This is a genomic window from Streptomyces sp. WAC 01529 (assembly GCF_003945545.1).
GTDB classification, from domain to species: domain Bacteria; phylum Actinomycetota; class Actinomycetes; order Streptomycetales; family Streptomycetaceae; genus Streptomyces; species Streptomyces anatolicus.
The window spans coordinates 8,218,716-8,236,296 of record NZ_CP029617.1 but is presented as its reverse complement, the minus strand read 5'-3'; the positions used below and the strand labels follow the sequence as shown (position 1 = coordinate 8,236,296).

24 protein-coding genes are annotated in these 17,581 nt (G+C 68.9%); 8 read left to right on the top strand and 16 right to left on the bottom strand.

All coding sequences use genetic code 11. The features are described from left to right. Positions 1–102: 102 nt before the first annotated feature. Both DMA15_RS36315 and DMA15_RS36940 read left to right on the top strand, forming a co-directional pair. A complete protein-coding gene (locus tag DMA15_RS36315) occupies positions 103–1,023 on the top strand; it encodes a replication initiation protein (RefSeq protein ID WP_125517090.1) in 921 nt (306 codons plus the stop codon). Continuing rightward, positions 1,020–1,331, top strand: coding sequence for an HTH domain-containing protein (locus DMA15_RS36940; RefSeq protein ID WP_164551913.1), 312 nt, complete (start codon positions 1,020–1,022; stop codon positions 1,329–1,331). The genes DMA15_RS36315 and DMA15_RS36940 overlap by 4 nt, the downstream gene beginning before the upstream one ends. A 13-nt stretch (positions 1,332–1,344) precedes the next feature. Here DMA15_RS36940 and DMA15_RS36305 read toward each other — a convergent pair whose 3' ends face one another. From DMA15_RS36305 to DMA15_RS36260, 11 genes are all read right to left on the bottom strand, one after another. Further along, positions 1,345–1,890: a hypothetical protein gene (locus tag DMA15_RS36305; RefSeq protein ID WP_240660134.1), complete on the bottom strand. Its 546-nt coding sequence runs from the start codon at positions 1,888–1,890 to the stop codon at positions 1,345–1,347. A 149-nt stretch (positions 1,891–2,039) separates the two neighbouring features. Next, a complete protein-coding gene (locus tag DMA15_RS36300; protein WP_125517084.1) occupies positions 2,040–2,603 on the bottom strand; it encodes an AAA family ATPase in 564 nt (187 codons plus the stop codon). Further along, positions 2,600–3,400: a DUF6042 family protein gene (locus DMA15_RS36295; RefSeq protein ID WP_125517081.1), complete on the bottom strand. Its 801-nt coding sequence runs from the start codon at positions 3,398–3,400 to the stop codon at positions 2,600–2,602. Before DMA15_RS36295 ends, DMA15_RS36300 begins: the two co-directional genes overlap by 4 nt. Before the next feature lie 62 nt (positions 3,401–3,462). After that, the gene (locus tag DMA15_RS36290; RefSeq protein ID WP_125517079.1) at positions 3,463–3,978 is read right to left on the bottom strand and encodes a hypothetical protein; all 516 of its coding nucleotides are present in this window, start codon (positions 3,976–3,978) and stop codon (positions 3,463–3,465) included. A 126-nt stretch (positions 3,979–4,104) separates the two neighbouring features. Continuing rightward, a complete protein-coding gene (locus tag DMA15_RS36285; protein ID WP_276314387.1) occupies positions 4,105–4,626 on the bottom strand; it encodes an ATP-dependent DNA ligase in 522 nt (173 codons plus the stop codon). Then, entirely contained in the window at positions 4,541–4,966 is a 426-nt protein-coding gene (locus DMA15_RS38110) for a hypothetical protein (RefSeq protein WP_276314386.1), read from the bottom strand. The genes DMA15_RS36285 and DMA15_RS38110 overlap by 86 nt, the downstream gene beginning before the upstream one ends. A 2-nt stretch (positions 4,967–4,968) precedes the next feature. Next, positions 4,969–5,184, bottom strand: a complete 216-nt coding sequence (locus DMA15_RS36280; RefSeq protein ID WP_125517077.1) for a hypothetical protein — start codon at positions 5,182–5,184, stop codon at positions 4,969–4,971. A 153-nt stretch (positions 5,185–5,337) separates the two neighbouring features. Further along, positions 5,338–5,571 carry a hypothetical protein gene (locus DMA15_RS36275; RefSeq protein ID WP_164551912.1) on the bottom strand — a complete coding sequence of 78 codons (234 nt, stop codon included), beginning with the start codon at positions 5,569–5,571 and terminating at the stop codon, positions 5,338–5,340. Positions 5,572–5,854: 283 nt separating this feature from the next. After that, a complete protein-coding gene (locus tag DMA15_RS36270) occupies positions 5,855–6,058 on the bottom strand; it encodes a cold-shock protein (RefSeq protein ID WP_125517074.1) in 204 nt (67 codons plus the stop codon). A 292-nt stretch (positions 6,059–6,350) separates the two neighbouring features. Beyond that, the gene (locus tag DMA15_RS36265; protein WP_125517073.1) at positions 6,351–7,376 is read right to left on the bottom strand and encodes a hypothetical protein; all 1,026 of its coding nucleotides are present in this window, start codon (positions 7,374–7,376) and stop codon (positions 6,351–6,353) included. 690 nt (positions 7,377–8,066) lie between these two features. Further along, positions 8,067–8,600, bottom strand: a complete 534-nt coding sequence (locus tag DMA15_RS36260) for a PDZ domain-containing protein (protein ID WP_240660133.1) — start codon at positions 8,598–8,600, stop codon at positions 8,067–8,069. 636 nt (positions 8,601–9,236) lie between these two features. On the opposite strand from DMA15_RS36260, the gene DMA15_RS36255 reads away from it, so the two are divergent. The 3 genes from DMA15_RS36255 (at position 9,237) to DMA15_RS36250 (ending at position 12,098) form a co-directional block, all read left to right on the top strand. After that, the gene (locus DMA15_RS36255) at positions 9,237–11,036 is read left to right on the top strand and encodes an acyl-CoA dehydrogenase (RefSeq protein WP_125517069.1); all 1,800 of its coding nucleotides are present in this window, start codon (positions 9,237–9,239) and stop codon (positions 11,034–11,036) included. A 705-nt stretch (positions 11,037–11,741) separates the two neighbouring features. Continuing rightward, a complete protein-coding gene (locus DMA15_RS38105) occupies positions 11,742–11,876 on the top strand; it encodes a hypothetical protein (protein WP_276314385.1) in 135 nt (44 codons plus the stop codon). 39 nt (positions 11,877–11,915) lie between these two features. Further along, positions 11,916–12,098, top strand: coding sequence for a hypothetical protein (locus DMA15_RS36250; protein ID WP_125517067.1), 183 nt, complete (start codon positions 11,916–11,918; stop codon positions 12,096–12,098). Positions 12,099–12,650: 552 nt separating this feature from the next. Here DMA15_RS36250 and DMA15_RS36245 read toward each other — a convergent pair. Both DMA15_RS36245 and DMA15_RS36240 read right to left on the bottom strand, forming a co-directional pair. Continuing rightward, positions 12,651–12,812 (bottom strand): hypothetical protein, encoded by a 162-nt coding sequence (locus DMA15_RS36245; RefSeq protein ID WP_240660132.1) that lies wholly within the window; start codon positions 12,810–12,812, stop codon positions 12,651–12,653. An 81-nt stretch (positions 12,813–12,893) separates the two neighbouring features. Continuing rightward, positions 12,894–13,508 (bottom strand): TetR/AcrR family transcriptional regulator, encoded by a 615-nt coding sequence (locus DMA15_RS36240; protein ID WP_125517065.1) that lies wholly within the window; start codon positions 13,506–13,508, stop codon positions 12,894–12,896. 173 nt (positions 13,509–13,681) lie between these two features. Between DMA15_RS36240 and DMA15_RS36235 the strand changes: the two genes are divergently transcribed. Next, positions 13,682–14,557, top strand: a complete 876-nt coding sequence (locus DMA15_RS36235; RefSeq protein WP_125517063.1) for a polysaccharide deacetylase family protein — start codon at positions 13,682–13,684, stop codon at positions 14,555–14,557. A gap of 148 nt (positions 14,558–14,705) precedes the next feature. On the opposite strand, the gene DMA15_RS36230 is transcribed toward DMA15_RS36235, so the two are convergent. Genes DMA15_RS36230 through DMA15_RS36225 form a run of 3 tightly spaced genes read right to left on the bottom strand, consistent with a single transcriptional unit; the run spans position 14,706 to position 15,567 of the window. Then, complete coding sequence (locus DMA15_RS36230; protein WP_125517061.1) at positions 14,706–15,110, bottom strand: restriction endonuclease; 405 nt, start codon at positions 15,108–15,110, stop codon at positions 14,706–14,708. Next, entirely contained in the window at positions 15,107–15,250 is a 144-nt protein-coding gene (locus DMA15_RS37840) for a hypothetical protein (RefSeq protein ID WP_240660131.1), read from the bottom strand. The genes DMA15_RS36230 and DMA15_RS37840 overlap by 4 nt, the downstream gene beginning before the upstream one ends. Beyond that, the gene (locus DMA15_RS36225) at positions 15,250–15,567 is read right to left on the bottom strand and encodes a hypothetical protein (RefSeq protein ID WP_240660130.1); all 318 of its coding nucleotides are present in this window, start codon (positions 15,565–15,567) and stop codon (positions 15,250–15,252) included. The genes DMA15_RS37840 and DMA15_RS36225 overlap by 1 nt, the downstream gene beginning before the upstream one ends. A gap of 77 nt (positions 15,568–15,644) precedes the next feature. Between DMA15_RS36225 and DMA15_RS36220 the strand changes: the two genes are divergently transcribed. Together DMA15_RS36220 and DMA15_RS36215 are read left to right on the top strand one after the other, a co-directional pair. Next, positions 15,645–16,883, top strand: coding sequence for a helix-turn-helix domain-containing protein (locus DMA15_RS36220; protein ID WP_125517060.1), 1,239 nt, complete (start codon positions 15,645–15,647; stop codon positions 16,881–16,883). Next, positions 16,880–17,431 carry a flavoprotein gene (locus DMA15_RS36215; protein ID WP_125517058.1) on the top strand — a complete coding sequence of 184 codons (552 nt, stop codon included), beginning with the start codon at positions 16,880–16,882 and terminating at the stop codon, positions 17,429–17,431. Before DMA15_RS36220 ends, DMA15_RS36215 begins: the two co-directional genes overlap by 4 nt. Positions 17,432–17,581: the final 150 nt, after the last annotated feature.

Sequence of the window (17,581 nt, the reverse complement as noted above, 5' to 3'; positions counted from 1 at the left end):
CGGCGGGTGGGCGGGAACCATCTGACTTGGCTTTCGTGACTCACTTTGAATCTTGCGGCGTGTCCGTACCTCCCCGCTCGACCGGACCGGGATGATCAGCGCATGAGTGTGGAGTTGCCGGTGGCACAGCGGGACGAGTTGTGGCTGCCGTTGCGGCCGTATGCGACGAACCGGCTGCAGGAGGGGATCCGGCGGGAGCGGCGGCCGGTGGCGATGACGCGTCGGTACGTGGAGGCGAACGCGTCGGCGGTGAGCAATCTTCTCGTCGTGGATGTGGACCACTCGGATGCGGTGCTGCGGGCGGTGTCGTCGGTGGGGTCGCATCCGGTGCCGAACGCGGTCGTGGAGAACCCGGTGAATGGGCATGCTCATGCGGTGTGGGCGCTGGAGGCGGTGACGCGGACCGAGTACGCCCGGCGCAAACCACTGGCCTACGCCGCCGCCGTCACCGAGGGCCTGCGTCGCGCGCTGGACGGCGATGCGGCGTACTCGGGGCTGATGACGAAGAACCCGCTGCACACGGACTGGAGCACCGAGTGGCTCCACGGCGGACTCCACACGCTCGGCGGCCTGGAGGAGGCGCTGGACGGCTACATGCCGCCTTCGCGCTGGCGTGAGACCAAGCGGTTCCGCACCAACATCACCGGGCTGGGGCGCAACTGCTCGATCTTCGAGACGGCACGGACCTGGGCGTACCGCGAGGTACGCCACCACTTCGGCAGCCCTGACACCCTGCACGCCGCGATCCATGCGGAAGTGAACACCCGGAACGCCCAGTTCGCGGAGCCGCTGCCGGCGGTGGAGGCGCGTGGGATCGCCAACAGCATCCATCGGTGGATCACGACCAAGTCGAGGATGTGGAAGGACGGCGCAGCTGTCTACGAGGCCACCTTCGTCGCCATCCAGTCCGCCCGCGGCAAGAAGGGCGGCGCCAAGGGCGGGAAGGCTTCCGGGCAAGTACGAGCTGCGCGCCGGGACGAGCGCGCCGCAGCGATGCTGGAGTACATGAGGGGGACGTCGTGACGCAGGAACCCAGCCGGGAGCGCCGTACCGTGACGGCCCGTGAACTTGCGGACCGGTTCGGAGTGTCCCCGCGGACGGTGGTGCGCATGGTCGCTGAGGAACGCGCGGCGTACGAGGGCCGCTCCCGGCAACGTCGGGACCAGATCGTCAAGCTGCACCGGCAGGGGCTGAAGGGTTACGAGATCGCGCGCGAGCTGAATGTTTCCGCCGGTCTGGTGTCCATCCGGCTTAAGGAAGCCCGCTCGGCCGGTGTCGACCTCACCCGCTACGCCGCTGCCGGTGAAACCCAGGAGCAGGGCCAGGCGTAGCGAGCCGGCCGGGTCAACCCTCGGCGCGCTCCCTCTGGATCTTCTGCATCGTGCGGGCCGTGTCGATCTGCGCTCGGATCACCGTGTCGAACAGGGCCTCCGGATCGCCGTCGGGGCCGGCGCTCGCAGCCAGCAGCGAGGCGACTTGGCTGGCGAGGACAGTGACCACGTCGGCCGTCCCCACCGGGCCGCGGACCTCGATCAGTTTGCGCACGGCGTCGTCGATGCGGTCCATGGCCTCCTCGCCCTGGAGCAACAACCCGAGCCGGTCGGCGAGGAACATACGGACGACCGCCACACCGTCGGCCAGGGCGGTGTCCACGTTGAAGACGGCGCGGGCCTTCTCCGACTCCTTGAGCACGACCGGAATCGTGTACGTCCGCTGCTCAGGAATGAGGCCCTCCCTCCGCCACTCCTCGTACGGGATGGGGCCGACGGCGTCACGGCGTGCACGGTGTTCGTTGGTCGGGCGGCCGCCCTTGGTGCGGCAGGCCTGCCCTGCGGCCGCCTTGCAGGTCGGGCATTCGACACGGCGCATCCACGAACGCACGAGATCCATCTCGGCATCGGAGCGGAGATGTCGTCGCCACTCGCCGCCCCACGGGATGCTCTGCGGTCCGTTCTCCACGCCCATTGGCCCCCCTGGGTCCGGTGGTGTGTGCCCTCTTGCCTGCCGTGAAGCTGACCGTACCTGCGCGGTGGCGTCCCTCAGCGGTCGATCGGGGGAATGCCGTCCAGGCCGCTCTCGGAGAGGATCTGTTGGACCGTGTCGTCCAGGGTGCTGGCCGCGTCGATGACGGTCTCCAGGCCGTCGGGGAGCAGGTCCTTGTCTCGGTACCAGTCGCGTAGGTGGCCCTCGTTGACGTGCGCAAGGTACTCGGCATCCGGCTTCGTCGCGTGCCGGAGCACCGTCTCCTCGAAGGGCACGTGGAGGTAGTAGCACCGTGTGACGCCCTGATGGGCGCGCACCAGGTCCTGGAGCATCGTGCCGTAGCGGTCGGCGTACAGGATGCCCTCCAGGACGACGTGGAAGCCGTTGTCGAGGGCATAGCGGGCGGTCAGGTCGATCAGGCCGATATTGGCACCGCCGGGCCGGTCGCGTTCGCGCAGCACGATCCGGCGGAGGTTGTCCTGGGCGACGATGGCGAGGTTGCGGCCGAACCTCTCGCGCAGGCCGGCCGCGACGGACGACTTGCCCGAGGCGCTGTTGCCGCGGAGCACGATCAGACGTGTGTCGCTTGTCCCCGCGGTGCCGTGCGCGGCCTCGGTCACCCGCGGCTCACCTGGATGCGGTTGTTGTGGAAGTGCTCCCAGTCCATGACCAGGCGGAAGCGGCGGTGGGCCTCCAGGCGCTCCGCGTCGGCCGGCTCCTCGCCGCGCTGGACACGGGCATCGCCGGATGTCACGAGTTCCGCAAGAGCGAGCCGGACGTCGTCGACGTTCTGGCCCGTGGCTGCCGCCAGCCGCTCCAGGGAGGTGAGGGTCTCTGCCGGTTCACCCAGATCGTTGACCAGGTGGTCGATGAGGGTGTCCAGGAGCGGGCCGGTGGGCATCGTCCAGCGGATCCCGTCGAGGCGCTGAGTGAGTTCGGGGTCCAGGGGCAGCAGGTCGCCGGGCAGCGGCAGCACGGCGGGCATGGACCATCGGGTGCCGTCCGGCGTCTCTGCGCGGCGGGCCAGGCCCCACGTCAGGTAGAGCTCGGACAGGTCTCGCACGGTGGTGGGTACCGGGAAGCCGGCTGTCGTCAGCAGGGTGCTGAACTGCTCCCAGCGGGCCGCCTCGCATGCCTCGCGGCCCTCCGGCGCGGCCTCGTAGTCCCATTCCTCATCGGGCCAGGAGAAGGTGAGGGGACTGTCGAGGTTGCCGCCGATCATGTCCCAGCGGCCGTCGAAGATCTCTTGCAGGAGGTCGTCCAGGGAGCCGGTGAAGCCTGGCTGACTCGCGGTCCCGATCAGCATGGTCAGCGGGAAGCCCTGGCGGGGCAGGACGTACTCCCAGCCCGACACCCACCAGTCGTTGTGCATCGCCAGGTCCCGGCGCGGCCCGGGCACAGACGCCTTCTCAGTCATCCGCAGCTCTTCCTCGAAACACCTCGATGCCCGCAGCGTACGCAGCGAGACGGGGCAGATTCTCACGGACGCGCCACCCACGCCTGGTGGGCGGGAGCGACGTGCAGTCCTTCGCGCACGCGGCCGCGCAGGACGCCGACTCGGGTGCGGCCCTCCACGACCTGCAGCCCGCTGCCCGACGGGTCCAGGAAGCACCGGTCGATCAGGAGCGGCGGGCGTAGCCACGTCCCGTGCTCTTCCCAGTGCAGGCCGACTTCGCGGGGGCGGACGTCGACCCAGTACGCGGGGTTCTTGGCGTACTCCTCGATGCAGCCGTCGTCGGAGGCTCCGGTCGGCACCCCGTGGAAGTCCGCGGCCGGGATCGTCTCGAGCCGCCAGGTGATCTCGCGCAGGTCGATGCTGCCGTAGTCGGTTACGAAGTGGTCGTTGTCGCCGAAGTCGTAGAGGAACTGTTCCAGGACGTCGTCCGGCCACTGAAGCGGGGCCACGGCCGGGTCGATGCGGAAGCGGTCGTAGCCGTAGCTGAGACCGCCAGCTCGGCGGCGCTTCATCAGGGGGCTGAGGTCTTTCAGCTTCATGCCGTCAGGTGTACCGCAGACTCTGGACGACCTGCAGTTCGTTGGGGGGGCCGCGCATCCGCCTCAGCCGGTGAGCGACCGGGAGCCAGCAGTAGGGCCGGACAGGGTGATTCTGTCCGGCCCCGGTCAGCGGATGCGTGTGACCGAGACGGTGGCGTGCCGGGTGGTGCCGGCCTCCACTTCCACGACCAGGCCCTCGGTGGTGGTGTACCGCTCGCCGTCGTCGGTGTGGGCGCGCTGCCCGGGCCCGGCGGCGGCAATGAAGCGGGCGAGAGCAGCGGACAGCGGCGCGGTCAGGGCCCGCGACAGCACGCGGCGCCCGTCCGGCAGCCGTACGGCCACGCGGTGCGGGCGGGCGGTGGACCCGACGTAGCCGACGACGTCCGCGTCCACCGTCTCCGCGTGCCGCAGCTTGGCCCAGATCCGCCCGGCCCGGTACACGCTCGTCGCCCGCTTGGCGACCACACCCTCCAGACCCTGAGCGGGCAGGTGCTCGTACCAGGCGAGCGCGACGTCCGCATCGTCGCTCGCCGGCGTCGCCTGGATCGGCGGCGGCACACCGTCAAGCACCTGAAGGAGCGCGGCCCTTCTCTCCGTGTACGGCCGTCCGCGCAGGTCGACACCGTCTACCTGGAGGCAGTCCCACACGACGTAGTTCGCCGGGTACTCCGCCGCTGAGGGCGGCCGAGCGGCGCGCGGTGGAGTTGCCGCGGGCCTGCGCAGCCGAGAAGGACAACTGCCCGTTCACCCATACGACCGCCTCGCCGTCCAGGACCGTCCCGGGGCGCAGCACCGCCTGGCTGGCCACGGCAAGGTCCATCCATGCGGAGGTGACGGTGTGCCCCGACCGGGTGTGGCAGCGCGTGGTGTCTGCGGTGCGGTGCATCACGAGGCGGTGCCCGTCGAACTTGGGCTCGTACCACCAGCCCGGGCCGCGCGGCAGGACGGTGACGGACTCGGCGAGCGCGACCGCGACGGGGTACTCCACGCTCAGCGCGCCCACACGTCGGGCCCGCCACCGCGCCACTCGATCAACGAGGTGCGGACCACATCCATTTCGTCGAAGTCCTGAAGCCCGGCCTCCTGCATGAACGCCGCGATGTCCCGGACGCTGTACGCGCGGCCGGAGATCTGCCCGTCGACCCGCACGCGGCGGCCGCCCTCCTCATCGGGCGGATACACGACGACCGGGCGATCAGAAGCCATGCGACCAGCGTGCGGCCGTAGCGGATGCGGCGCGTGTGCTGATACTCCGGTCGCGCCAAGGAGATTGTCAGTGCCTCATGCCACCCTGGGTGGGCCCGGCGGTGCCCATCCCCGAAGCCGATGCTGCCGCCGGGCACACTCAGGCGGCCGCGGTCACCGCCCCTCGCCTCCGGGCACCCTCGCCCCGGGCCACCCAGACACAAAGGCCGACAGCGCGGCACGCTGCCGCGCCTCCTCCGCCACCACCTGCGCGAGCGCCTGGCGGTCGACGTGCCGCTCCACCGCCGCGAGGACCAGGCGCTGCAGCTCGGCCGCGTCCAGTAGGGATTGTGCCGTCCGCTCGGGACAGACCGAGGAGCAATGCAGTACGTCGTCATGCCCTGCCAACTAGGCAATGTGTGAGAGGACGTGCGGCACCGTTCTGGGCGATGCGGATGCGCCTGGCATCAGCCGTGTCCGCCTCGCACGAGACCGAGGTCGGCCGGCGGGCTGGCGCGGAGCCCCACGCAGGTTGGGCCGCTCCCCTGTGGCCTGTGTGGCGTCGGCGCCGGTGCGTCCCCGCTGCTGTGTGGTCAGCCGAATTCGAGCATGTCCGGAGGTAGCGGCATTCGGCTGGCGAACTGAGCCCGGCAGAGTGGGCCGGGCTCAGGGTTCGCCGTGTGCGTTCCGGCTATGCGGGGTTGACGTTCTCGGCTTGCGGGCCCTTCGGGCCCTGCGTGACGTCGAACGAGACCTTCTGGCCCTCGGTCAGCTCCCGGTACCCACTCGCGGAGATTGCCGAGTAGTGGACGAACACGTCCGGCCCTCCACCGTCCTGCTCGATGAAACCGAAGCCCTTCTCGGAGTTGAACCACTTCACGGTGCCCGAAGCCATCAGTCCGTATCCCTTATGCCGTGCCACGACGCGGCCATCCCACGCCGACCGCAGCCCCTGTGCTGGGCTCCGGCACACACAGCACTACCCATCGCCCGGGCTTCTTAGAGGTCGTTTTCTTCCGGTGTTTCATCCCGTTCTGCGCACTTTGATGCCGCGCCTTGCCTGGTTGTTCTGATTCAGGAACGAGGCGGCGGGTCGCCTGAGGGTCTCGGGCGTGGCTGCGGCCCGGGGGTGGGCGCAGCGGCGACACAGGGGCTGGGCTCTGTGCCGCCGGGCGTGGTTCTGTGGGTCAGAAGTCGTTGGTGGTCAGGTAGAGGTAGTGGTAGCCAACCCCGCCACCGTTGAAGTGCCAGAAGTTCTTGCTGTCGGGCCGGTCGCGCATCGCGTACAGGGCGGCGCGGTCGAAGCCGATGGTCCTCTCACACACCAGGTCGTCGTCGTTGGTGACCCATCCCAGGATGGCGTTGAGCAGGCCGGCTGCGATGCCGAGCAGGGCTGCCCAGTCGGCGGCCTTCTCCGCTCCGTCGCCACCGGCTGCGGTCATGTCGGCGGACGCGTCCACGGCGTACTCGGCGAAGTCGGCGAGAGCTCCTCGCAGGTCGTCGTAGAAGCCGCCAGGGCTGTCGTCCTGTTCCCAGCACTGGAACTCGACCGACAGGTGCTGGTCGACGGGGCCGCTGTACGCGTACGTCTGGCGGGCGTTGAAGTCGTAGTCGAACACCGTGGGGTAGTCGTTGACGTCGATGTCTCCGTACTTGCGGGTCTTGAACGACTTCGCGATGTGCTGGTCGCTGCCTGCGCTCACTGCCCAGTAGATCTCGTCGCTCCCGGAGATTTCTCCCGATTCCTTCAGACAGTCGAACTTCTGCATCCGCACCCGTACTTCGTTCAGCACGCCCTGGGTGTCGCCGGCCGGGCGCGGGCCGGTCAGGATGGTGACGCCCCGTCCGTACTCGCCCAGTGCTGCTGCGAACTCCTCGCTGTCTGCCATGTCGTGCTTGCTGACATCGATGATTCGGACGTTGGGCTGGGCGCAGATCTCCTCGGCCAGGGCAGGCAACGCGGCCTTCAGGTCTGCCTTGCTGAACCCGCTCTCCAGCGGCCGGCTCGTGATTGCCTCGGGGAGCACCGAGACCGGGCCACGGGCGCAGGCGTCGCGGTACGCCTGGCCGAAGGCGGGCAGTTCCTTTTCCGGCAGGAGCGTGGTGGCGGTCTTGATCAGGCGCTGTTCCAGGTCAGTCAGGGCCAGACCCGCGTCCTGGCGGGCGGCGGCGTGCAGCAGCACCCCGACCAGCAGGTTCGACGAGCGGTTCATCCTCAGTCGGCGCTCGCCCCGGCTCTCCTCACCCTGGACCCGGGGCGTTCCGGACAGTGAAGCATTCAGGCGCTCCAAGCGCTGCTCAGCGGTAAAAGGCGATCCCGACACGAACGACCAGATCCTTGATAAAGGCGGTGAAACGCTCCCAAATCTGGAAGCGCCGTGCGCAGTGAAGCTAGCCATCGGAAGATCGATCTCCGTGGCACATGCTGATACTGACGGTGACCATGAGCCTGAGAGCGGGGGCGCGTACGCCGGCCACGCTCGACACGATCGTCTGCCCCGCCCTTGACTGTCCGGGCGCGTGAAGGCCCACACCCTTCCAGCTGGCGGTCGTCAGGCACCGCAACACCCCTGCCGCTGGCTCACGGACGGGTTGGTGCCGGACGAGAAGGCTGCCAGGCGGAGGGCCGGATGCCAGGGTGCGGCGCTGAAGGGCGCAGCGGCAGGCGCGCGGGCGCCACCCCAAAGCCGGTCGGCGACGCTCATACATCGGCGGCGCAGCTCTTCGAGGGACAGTGCGGGACTCATTCGGCCCCCTCATGCGGAGGGGACGCTAACCCGCCTCTCGTCACCGCACGTTGAGGAACTGATGCCTGGCAGCAAGCCGTCCTCCCCCCTCAGCTTTCCCCCCGATGTTCTCCCAATGCATCCGCCATGCGGCAGCCGCCGGGGAGGAACGGGGTCCTACGGTTCCGGGTCGAGCGGGATCTGCAGGGTCACGAGCTGGCCGCCGCGCCGGACGGTGACATCGCACGTGACGCCCTGGCGCTTGCCGCGCAGCACATCGTCGAGGTCGTTGACGGTGGGGGTGAGCATGCCGTTGACCTCGATGATGAGATCACCGGGCTGGAGGCCCGCGGCAAGGGTGCGGCTGCCGGGGTCCACGGCGAGCACGCGTACGCCTCCGCCCGGGGGGCTGGTGTTGCGCAGGTTGCCCGCGATGACGCCCTGGATGCCGGGCCTGATGGTGACGGTGAGCGGCTGCGTTACCCCGTTCATCGTGTAGCTCCCGCTGAAGGTGCCTCCTGCCAGGGGAGCGTCGATGTCGGCGACGACGTACACGATGTGAGGAAGGCGGAAGTCGAACAGGCTGGTCGAGCTTGTGGCGGAGGCGGATTTGCCGTCCGGGGCAACAATGTCGCTGCTCGACATCTGCTGGTTATGGAGGTCCAGCCCGGTGATACGGGTGTAGGGCGGGGCCTGGATGCTGATGGACAACGGCTGGTTGTACCGCTGGCCATCGGGTGGGTACTCGACGCTCGCTGCCGCCCCGCCGGCTTCCAGATCGGGAACGTTTTGTTGAGGGGGCAAAGACATGCGCTACTCCCTTTGCTCGTGACTGCACGCAATACAGGGGCCCTGACCATGCCCTCGGCTTGCCGCCCGGCGATGCGGCGGAACCGGGCGTCTTCCTGCTGCTCATCCCGGCGGTGACGAAGCGATTTCCGCTTCTTCCCTACGGCAGGCAGCACGTTTGCCGGACGGCGGCTGGAAACCAAGACGCGACGCCAGCCTGTGCTCAGCAACCGTCATCCTTCACGGGTGCGACGGCACGCGGCAAGGGCGCATCCTCGCCGAAGAAGTACTCCAGGCCACGAAGTAGCCCTTGCGCGCAGAACATGGCCAAATGCGCCCCAACTAATGTGATCGGTCCGAGAAGCAGGGGAGTTCAAGGGCGTCACCAACGCCAGAATGGGCTACGCGTCCGAGAGTCAAAAAAGCCGCCTCCCTGCGGCCGAGCACCTGCTCCCTTCCCTCCGGCCAGGACGCAGCTGCCCCTCTCTACGCTCGCTTTTGATCAATCTTTGTGTCCGGGGTGGTGTCCCTTCACCGGCCTGGGGCGTTGGCCCGGACATGACGACTCACCTTCATTCCGCAGCCGGCTCCCACCCGGACCTCGACAGCGCCCGGCTCACCGAAGCTCTCTTTACTGAGAGGCCCGAGGGCGCTGACGCCCACGGGATATGGCGCAAGGCCATCTCGGCCGGCCTGTTCCGTCACCGCGGCAATGCCGGCACCGAAGAGCGGTGGCAGCTCTCCTATGACCGGCTGCACGCGCTCAATGATGAACTCCTCTGCCCTGAAGCCCTGGTTCAGGATCCGCGGGCACTGGCCGCTCTGCACGAGTGGACCGCGGTGGTGGACGGTGCGACGGCGACGGTGGCGGGCATCCACTACAACCTCTTCCTCGGGAGCCTGCTCGACGACCGCCTTTCACCGCCGCGTGACCTCCGCGCGTTTACCTCCCTGGCCCGCACCGGCACGTTCCTGTGCACCGAGCGCGCTCATGGCAACGATGCGGCCGCACTGGAAACCTGGGCCCGCTACGACCGTCAGCGCGAGGAGTTCGTGCTGCACACCCCGAACGAGGGGGCGCAGAAGTACATGCCCAACACCAGCGAGGCCGGTGGGCCCAAGAGCGCGGTGGTGGCGGCCCGGTTGCTGGCCGACGGACAGGACCAGGGCGTCTTCCTGTTCCTCGTCCCGCTGAGCGACGAGCACGGAACTCTGCCGGGTGTCACCGTGACCGTACTGCCCGAACGCGTCGGCAGCCCGGTGGACCACTGCACCACCAGTTTCGACCAGGTGCGCCTGCCGCGGACCGCACTCATCCAGGGCGAGCACGGACGGCTGCTGCCGGATGGCAGCTTCACCAGCACCGTGGGCAGTGCGCGCAAGCGGTTCCTGCATGCGATCGCCCGGGTGACGGTCGGAAAGCTGTGCATGAGCGCGAGCGCCGTCGGCGGTAGCCGGGCGGCGCTGGCGATCGCTGTCCGCTACGCGTACACCCGTCACATCTCCGGCCCGGCGGCCGGACAGCGCGTCCCGCTGGCCGCGCACCGCAGTCACCACTCCCGCCTGCTGGAGCGGGTGGCCACCGCCTACGCCATGACCTTCCTCCACCGCATGGTCACCGAACGCTGGATGACCCACCGGCCCGGGGAACGAGCCGAGAGCGAGCGGCTCGTGGCCCTGGCCAAGGGGTGGATCACCTGGCAGGCCCGGGAGATCATGATCGAGAGCCGGGAGCGTTGCGGCGCCCGCGCCCTGTTCCCGGTGAACGGGCTGGCGGAGTATCCCGCCAACGCGGACGGAGCGATCACCGCGGAGGGAGACAACCTCGCGATCTGGTGCAAGGCCGCAGCCGAAATGATCTTCGGGCACACTCGCGCCTCACAGCCCCCGAAGGCAACCGGCCACGAGAGCCTCAACGACCCCGACTTCCTACGCCGATGCATCACCACCGCCGAGCACTACTGGCACACCAGCGCACGGCAAGATCTGCGACGCGGTGAGCCCGGCGACGCGCTCGCGCGCTGGAACAACGCCTCCGCCGCCGCCCTGAACCTCGCCGAGGCCTACACCGTCGGCCAGGCCGCCGACGCCTTCGCCACAGCCCTCACCCGCACCACCGACCCCCACCCCCGGACGGCCCTCAACGACCTGTACGTCCTGTTCCTCCTCAACCAGGTGCAATCCCACAGTGGACTCCTCCTGGCCGAAGGCGCCCTCAGCGCCGAACAAATCCGCGCACTGCCCCAGGCCCAGCACGCCCTCACCGCCCGGCTCGCTCCCTGTCTGCCGACCCTCGCAGAAGCCTTCTCCATCCCCGAAGAACACCTCGCCACCCTGCCCATGCTGACAACCCCCTGACCCCACAGCACCCCGGACTCGCCACCAGACCGGCCCACACCGGACAGAACCGCCCCGACAAAGGCCCGCGGCTTTGCCCAGCCCCGGGGCGGATCAGTGTCCCTTCCGCACGCTTCCGAGTGAGCCTCGGCACAAAAATTTCTGCCAGTACTTCACCTATGGTCCTCACGGGGAACTGCGGGGCACAGATGAGTGAATGCTGCGGAAGGGGTGCCAAGCTGCTGGCTGTGGACGTGAGTTGGGGAGTCGTTTCGCGATGAGTGTGGGAGTCGCATTCTGACCGAGTTCGCGATGTCGGTTTGTTTTGACGTCAGTCGGGGGCTTGCGGTGGGACTGTGAGGTGTGCTGCCGCTGCTGGGGCCTGATGGGTAACTCGCAGTCGAAGGTCGATCTGTACACGGCAGTCCGCAAGGATTATCCGCTGGACCTGCCGATGCGGTCGTTACAGCAGGTTCACAACGTCACGTAGCGGACGAAAAAATGTCCTAATAGGCAGCTTTCTTGTTGAATGCCGTACTGGCCCGGATAGGCGAAAGTCCGTCAGCCTTAGGCTGGATAGCGCCAAATGCCCTTATGGAGGAGTCTGGTGGCTGCCTGGTGGACGGAGCATGGGGTGCCCGCTGAATGCAGGCGTACTACCAAGCCTCCGGCGCCCGGCGCCGCTCTTCGAGCCGCGCCAGGTCGCCGACGAGACAAGGAGTGCAGATGTCCAGCTTCCAGAACGGCGAGATCCCCCATGGCTTCGCGTTCTACGAGAACGGCGGGCTGATCCACTACAAGCACACGATCCTCTTGTCCGTCCCGCAGGCCAACCAAGGCGGAGCGTGGGGCGACCTGTGACTCAGCTTCGGCTGCGCCTGGGGGGACGTCAAGCTGGGTGTGAGCGTGTACGACGGCAAGACCTGGGGCGGCGTCAAGGTGCGGGACGTGCAGGACAACGCTCCCCGCCTCGCCGAGAAGCTCGCCCAGGGATCCATGAAGATCGCCATCGGCCGCATGAAGAAGAACGCCGGCGACTCGGTGGACGACAACCCGGCCAGCTGGCTGATCGAATACCTGTAACAGCCCCGGCTCGCCCCGACGCCCCGGCCCGGCATCACGCTGGGCCGGGGCGTCGATAGCTTCTGAGGAGGCTTCCAGCGATGCGCCCACAGTGGCCGATCCGGGGGGACTGTCCCCCGGGTCAGCCCAGCTCCGGTCGGTCCTCACGGACCGGCCGGAGCTCTGCTGTAGCTCGGGGAGCCGATCCTGGATGGTCAGACTGGGGGAGGACCGATCCAGTTCCAGGGATACAGCGCTACCCCCTGAGGCCGGTCGTGGTGCGGTGGCGGTGGATCTGCGGAGAGAGCAGAGGCAGGAGTAGAGAGGGCGGCAGTCAGTGCAACTGCCCCCAGCAGTAGAGCGACCAGACGACGCATGAAGCACCTTCTTCGCGTTGGGCAATGCCATCGGAATGATTGCCACAGGCGGTCTGTCGGCAAGCGCCGTGTCCCTCGTACGGAGCAGGGCTTACGTGCTCAGCGTGATGCACGCCATACCAGTGAAATCGGGTGGCGTGGCGCGTGTACGAGAGCAACAGAGGTTCAAAGACGGGATTTGAGGTGCGGCTGCGCCTCATAGATCGAGAACCGCGCGCAGTGCCTGGTCCATTCGTGCCATCGTCTCGGCCGGCACTACACCGACGCGGGTGGCGTCCGTAAAGCGTGTCGCGCGCAGCTGCTGAAGGTTCACGGCGACCGCGGTGCACGGCACCGGGTCGCCGATCACGACGCTCATCACGGTGTGGGTGGCGCCCGCTGGGATGCAGCACTCTCCTACTTCAAGATCATCCACTGGCGGCTTTCTGGCGTAGCTGAGTCACGTCGCGTCCTGACGAGGGGGCCTGAGCCCGCGTATGGCGAGCTCGACGACGTCCTCGACGTACGCCTCGTCGTTCGGGCCGCGCACGACGAGCAGCCGGTAGTACAGCTGGGCATAGATCAGCTCGATCGCGCGGTACGGGTCGATGTCGGCGGCGACCTGTCCGTCCGCCTGGGCACGGCGGATGCGCTCGGCGACCAGCGCGCTGGCGGGGTCGATGAGACGTTTGCGGAACTCCGAGGCGAGATCGGGGTCGTGCTGGGACTCGGCGACGATCGAGGCGAGCACACTGCGCGTGTCGCCGATCGTGTCGATCCAGGCGTCTTTGACCATCAGTTTCAGGTCGGCCTCGAAGTCGCCGGTCTGCACGGTTTCGAGGCGCCGGTGCAGTTGCTCTTCGAGCTGTTGCGCCCACGCGTCAAGGACGACCGCGCCTTTGGAGGGCCACCAGCGGTAGACGGTTCGCTTGCCGACGCCCGCGCGAGCCGCGATCCCCTCGATGCTGACACGCGCCAAGCCGATTTCGCGGGCCATGTCGAGCGCGGCCTTGAGGATCGCCGCGGTCGCTTGCGGGTTGCGCCGGGCGGGGTCGGGCGCACGCGTCGTGCTCATGTCGCCTCCATGGTTGTTGACGCGCTCACGCTACCGCAGGGGAGACGAACCGGTTCGTGTTGACGCGGGCGCGACATTGCGACACGATCCGTATCGGTTCGCGACACGACACGGATCGGCTCTCGGATCAGCACCCCTGCCGTCCCACGGACGGTTCTTGCGAAGGGAATCTCATGCGCAACGACCTGTACGACTACAGCCCCATCACGGAACGCACGCCAATCCAGTGGCCCGACGGCGCCCGGGTGGCGTTCTATGTCGGCCTCAACGTGGAGCACTTCGTCCTGGGAAAGCCGTCCACCAGCATCAATCAGGGCACTGCGGCGCTCGTGCCTGATCCGCTGAACCACGGGTGGCGCGACTACGGCCCCCGGGTGGCGATCTGGCGGATGATCGAGTCATTCGACCGGCACGGTGTGCGCCCGAGCGTGCTGCTCAACTCCGATGTCGCCGAGCACTACCCGCAGATCATCGAGGCCGGCCGGGCGCGTAACTGGGCCTGGCTCGCGCACGGCAAGAACAACTCCACTGTGCAGGCCGAGGTCGAGGCGGATGAGCGCGCCTACCTGACCGAGGTCGTCGAGACCATCGAGAAGGCGACCGGGCAGCGTCCCCGCGGCTGGATGGGACCCGCGCTCAGTGAGACGTTTCAGACTCCGGCGCTGGTCGCCGAACTCGGCCTGCGCTATGTGCTGGATTGGACCGCCGATGACCAGCCGTTCCGGTTGAACGTGCCGGGGCTCCTCAGCGTCCCCTACACCCTCGAACTCAACGACCTGGGGCTGTTCACCGCCCACTCCCTCAGCGGTCCCGACTTCGTGCGGATCGTCAAGGACCAGCTCGACCAGTTGTACGCGGATTCCGCGCACAGCGGCCGCGTGATGACACTGGCCCTGCACCCCTTCGTGACCGGCCAGGCGTTCCGGATGAAGTACCTGGACCAAGCGCTCGAATACGTCGTCAACCACCCCGGCGTGTGGACCACGACCAGCGACGACATCGCCGAACACTACGCCCGCACAACCGCACACCCCGGCGCCGCCGTCTGACCGGCAGGCCGGCGGCTCCACGGCCCTGGCCCGGCGCCTCGCTCGCCACATTGGCATGGAGAAGCCCCCGGCAGTGCTCGGTATAAGAGCAGCCGCCGGGGGCTTCGACGTCGCCCGGACCCACGGGGGGAAGGCGCCGGGAGACGGCTCAGGGGGACGCGACCGCCGCCTCATCGACGGGCACCGCGGTGTTGAGGCGGTCGAGGCGTTCGTACAGCGCACGGATCAGCCGGGCCCGGTTGTGCACCCGGTGCAGGCTCGTGCACGGCTGCGACAGGCGGCTGTCGGCCTCCTGCAGGATCAGCTCGGCGAGCACCCGGCGTCCGTCATTCTCGGGAGGCCGGTCCGCGCGGAGCCGCACCTCGTCGGCGACCACCTGCGCCGCTCCGGCGAGCAGGTGACCGAGGGCCGCGACGTCGGCGGCCGGTACGTCGAGCGGGGAGGACCACGCCAGCGCCGTGCGCACCACCTGCTCGTGCACCGTGCGGTCAGGCGGGAGCTCCGCCGTGAGGCCTCCGTCCGGGTCGTACAGAACGTGGTGAGTGCTGCTCATGAGGTGGCCGCCTTCTGGTGGTCGCGGGCCAGGGCTCGCAGGTGGTGGGTGAGCCGGTCGGGACGGATCAGGGGCGGAGCGTTCTGGCGTGGCGGGCTGACCCAGTGCGCCACGGGGCTGCCGTGCTGGCCGGCGGGCATCAGGAGCTGGAAGTCGTCGCCGAGGACGCGCACGCCAGGCCGGAGGCCGCGTGGCCGGTGCCCGGAGGCACCAGGACATACAGCTGGTCGCGCAGATGGTCGGCGAGCACCGGATAGCCCCGGCGCGGGCTCACCCGCATGGCGACGAGCGCGTCCAGGCCGTGCGCTAACGGGGAGATGGCCACCGCGTCCCAGGTTTGGCCGCACGCCGCCCAGTGGGTGCGGACGTCACCATGTACCCACTGCGCACGGAGCCGGTCGGAGGGCTGTGCGAGCCGGTGCCACGTCGGGGGTGAGGTCTTGGCGGACTGGGCCATATCCGGACCGTACGGGCGGTATACACGAGGTAGCCCACACGATGTGTGTGGGTTCTCAACTCCGTCTCGGAGTCCCGATGGACCGTATCCAGTTCGGCCGCCGCGTCGCCCACTGGCGAGGACGCCGCCGCCTGTCCCAGCAAGAGTTCGCCGCCCTGATGCGCCGCTCCCTGCGATGGGTGGAGGAACTGGAGGGCGGGCGCCGCCAGGCCGACCCGAACCTGTCGGTGGCCACCGAGATCGCCCTGCGCCTAGAGATCACCCTGGAGCGGCTGCTGTATGACCCGGCGGTCCTGTGCCCCGCCGAGTCGGAGATCGACGCGGTGCGCGCGGCCCTGCAGCGCCACGACGTCCTCACCGGCCGGTGCGATGACTCCTCCGCCGAGCCGGTGCCCGTCACCGCCTTGCAGCGCAGCCTCTGGTACGCGCGCACCGGCTTCCAGGCCGGGCACTTCGCCAAGCTTGGCACGCAGATCCCGAAGTTGCTCGTCGACGCCACCCGGGCCGCCGCGCTGCACGAGGGAGATGACCGGCTGGAGGCGTACCGGCAGCTCTCCCTGGCGCTGGAGCTGACCGAGGCGGCCGCCATCAAGTGGGGCGACAGCGAACTCGCCGTCACCGCCGGCCAGCGCGCGGTTGTGGCCGCCGAACGCTCCGGAGACCCGGTCATCATGGCGAGCGCTGCCCGCCACCTCGCGGACGCGATGACCGCTCACGGCCAGGCGGCCGCCGCCGTCACGTTCGTCACCGCGGCCGCCAACCGGCTCCAGGGCGACCTGGTGCAGTGCGGGCCCGAAGGGCTCTCCGTGCTCGGCATGTTGTTCCTCAAGGCGGCGATGGCCCAGGCCGCGGTCGCCGAAGCAGACGAACACAGCCCGGACGCACTCGCCCGCGCGGTACCCGGCTTCCTCGACCAGGCCGACGAGCACGCCGAACGCCTCGGACATGACGACAACCTGCTCTGGACATCCTTCGGCCCGACCAACTGCGCGCTCTACCGGGTCGCGGCCCACGTCCAGTTGAGCGAGGGCGCCGACGCCGTGGCAGTCGCGGCGGACATCTCGGCCGCCTCCCTCGCCACTCTCCCCCGCGAGCGCCGCGCCCACCTGCTCACCGACCGCGCCATCGGCGAGAAGCAGGCCGGGCAACGCGAGGACGCCGTCGACACGCTCCTGGAGGCGGAGGAACTCGCCCCCGAGGAAGTGGTGTGCCGACCTCGCACCAAGCACCTCGTGGAGGACCTGCGCCTGCTGGGAGTTGGCAGCGCCGAGGGGCGCTTGCGCGGTCTGGCTGATCGCTGTGGACTGCGCGGGTGACCACGAACCCCACCCTGTACCTGATCGCCTGCGCGGCCCCGCCGGCCCGTCGCCTCGAAGTCCCGATCCGTGCCGCCCAGCGGGTCGGCTGGGACGTCTGCCTGATCCTCACCCCGTCCGCCCACCGGTGGCTCACCGAGGACGCCGAGGGCGAGATCCAGTCCCTGGAGGAACTCACCGGGCACCCTGTCCGGTGGCAGTACAAGCTCCCCTCGCAGCCCGACGTGCTGCCCCCGCCGGACGCGATCCTCGTAGCCCCGCTCACCAACAACACCCTGGCGAAGTGGGCGACCGCCGTCTCCGACACGCTCGCCCTCGGGCTGATCACCGAGGGCATCGGACTGGGTCTGAAGATCGTCGCCCTGCCCCACTTCAACGACGCGCAGGCCGCCCACCCGGCCGTCGCCCGGCACGTCGACTTCCTGCGCGAGGCCGGTGTCACCGTGCTGCTCGGCGACGGCGGCTTCACCCCGCACAAGCCCAAGCAGGGCAACATCGACGCCTTCCCGTGGCAGGCCGGGCTCAACGCCCTCTATACCGAAGGCTGATCAGCACCGGTTGGGCCCGTTAGACCCAACGGGCCCAACCGCCGGACCCGCCGCCCCACAAGACGTGCCGCAGTCGCGCGTCACGCCCTGTCAGGCCCGTTGAGGCTCACGGGGGCGCACTCGAAGTCGGCGTGACGCGTATGAAGGAGC

Excerpts from the sequence above, each read along its gene's own strand:
- DMA15_RS36315 (WP_125517090.1), top strand. The coding sequence starts at position 103 with ATGAGTGTGGAGTTGCCGGTGGCACAGCGGGACGAGTTGTGGCTGCCG.
- DMA15_RS36305 (WP_240660134.1), bottom strand. The coding sequence starts at position 1,890 with ATGGATCTCGTGCGTTCGTGGATGCGCCGTGTCGAATGCCCGACCTGC.
- DMA15_RS36295 (WP_125517081.1), bottom strand. The coding sequence starts at position 3,400 with ATGACTGAGAAGGCGTCTGTGCCCGGGCCGCGCCGGGACCTGGCGATG.
- DMA15_RS36290 (WP_125517079.1), bottom strand. The coding sequence starts at position 3,978 with ATGAAGCTGAAAGACCTCAGCCCCCTGATGAAGCGCCGCCGAGCTGGC.
- DMA15_RS36280 (WP_125517077.1), bottom strand. The coding sequence starts at position 5,184 with ATGGCTTCTGATCGCCCGGTCGTCGTGTATCCGCCCGATGAGGAGGGC.
- DMA15_RS36270 (WP_125517074.1), bottom strand. The coding sequence starts at position 6,058 with ATGGCTTCGGGCACCGTGAAGTGGTTCAACTCCGAGAAGGGCTTCGGT.
- DMA15_RS36265 (WP_125517073.1), bottom strand. The coding sequence starts at position 7,376 with ATGAACCGCTCGTCGAACCTGCTGGTCGGGGTGCTGCTGCACGCCGCC.
- DMA15_RS36255 (WP_125517069.1), top strand. The coding sequence starts at position 9,237 with ATGACGACTCACCTTCATTCCGCAGCCGGCTCCCACCCGGACCTCGAC.
- DMA15_RS38105 (WP_276314385.1), top strand. The coding sequence starts at position 11,742 with ATGTCCAGCTTCCAGAACGGCGAGATCCCCCATGGCTTCGCGTTCTAC.
- DMA15_RS36245 (WP_240660132.1), bottom strand. The coding sequence starts at position 12,812 with ATGAGCGTCGTGATCGGCGACCCGGTGCCGTGCACCGCGGTCGCCGTG.
- DMA15_RS36240 (WP_125517065.1), bottom strand. The coding sequence starts at position 13,508 with ATGAGCACGACGCGTGCGCCCGACCCCGCCCGGCGCAACCCGCAAGCG.
- DMA15_RS36235 (WP_125517063.1), top strand. The coding sequence starts at position 13,682 with ATGCGCAACGACCTGTACGACTACAGCCCCATCACGGAACGCACGCCA.
- DMA15_RS36230 (WP_125517061.1), bottom strand. The coding sequence starts at position 15,110 with ATGAGCAGCACTCACCACGTTCTGTACGACCCGGACGGAGGCCTCACG.
- DMA15_RS37840 (WP_240660131.1), bottom strand. The coding sequence starts at position 15,250 with ATGCCCGCCGGCCAGCACGGCAGCCCCGTGGCGCACTGGGTCAGCCCG.
- DMA15_RS36225 (WP_240660130.1), bottom strand. The coding sequence starts at position 15,567 with ATGGCCCAGTCCGCCAAGACCTCACCCCCGACGTGGCACCGGCTCGCA.
- DMA15_RS36220 (WP_125517060.1), top strand. The coding sequence starts at position 15,645 with ATGGACCGTATCCAGTTCGGCCGCCGCGTCGCCCACTGGCGAGGACGC.